This is a genomic window from Mycobacterium sp. ZZG, assembly GCF_054786995.1.
Genome location: NZ_JBTBFV010000172.1, coordinates 1 through 992 on the forward strand (window position 1 = coordinate 1; position 992 = coordinate 992).

At 60.0% G+C, this 992-nt stretch carries 1 protein-coding gene; it reads right to left on the reverse strand.

Translation table 11 applies throughout. The features are described 5' to 3' along the window. Positions 1-102: 102 nt before the first annotated feature. Complete coding sequence (locus ACXMYJ_RS29195) at positions 103-558, reverse strand: DUF1800 family protein (RefSeq protein WP_460359557.1); 456 nt, start codon at positions 556-558, stop codon at positions 103-105. Between the last annotated feature and the right edge of the window lie 434 nt (positions 559-992).

Below are 992 nucleotides of genomic sequence, written 5' to 3' on the forward strand. Positions count from 1 at the left end.
TTCAGCGACCATCACTATCAACGGGGCCACCCAGACCTTCCCGCCGGCGATTCCCGACACCGAGCGCAAGATCCTCACCGATCTTGGCTTCACACCTGGGTACTAAGCAAAATGTCCAAACTCAGGTCCTAGGCACAGCGATCGTATCTTCTCATTCTGTGCCGCCATTTCAGCGGGATACCGAACTTTGCCGAGCGATGTAGCGAAGTGATTGTGCCAGACAAGCGTTAGTTTCTCTACAAGCGGATACTCGACGGCAACCATGCGTTGCAGCCACCAACTGAACAGCTGTTCTCGCCGTTCGACAATTCTCTTCTGATAGCGGGCACGGGTGTCTGCAGTCGCGCCGTCTTTCGGCTTACCGACTGAAATCTGCAGATCTGGAAGAGGTGTGGCGGCCCGGCCAGGGTCTTCCCGCGATCCGTCAATTGCGCGCTTGACGTACGCTTCACGGGTTCCGGAACTAAGCAGTGCGTCGACAGCCAGCCCCGTAGTGCCGAATCCGCTTCGACGCAACAACCGGGCCGCCGACCGCCAGTCGGCCGATTGAGGTGGCACCGGCGATTCCTCCCCCTTGAGATCTGTGGCACGGTGTCAGACCGGTCTCGTCGGTGAAATCGGTTCGGACGCTTCGCTATTCTACGGGTAGGGGCCAACCATCGCGCGACGTGACTTCGTATTTCAGCAGCCACCGCAGACGTTAAGGGCGTACGCCACGTCGGACCAGGGGGCCGGCACTCCATACCGAACACGGTGATCCGGGGAAGAGCTTCTTCGACCCGTTGGCAATCCAGTTTGTGTGCGCGCCCCGTTGCACCTACCGCCACAGACGGACCGCAACTTGTCGGGACCGAGGCGGACCCTCGAGCAATGATCAGAACCTGTGGATGAGCCTCGGTGTGGGGGCGTGAAAGTGGGCGCACCTTCCCGAGGATGATCTGAATATCCGAAGGTCCGATCATGAGCCGGCGTTGGCGCGCTGGTTCGGGAAG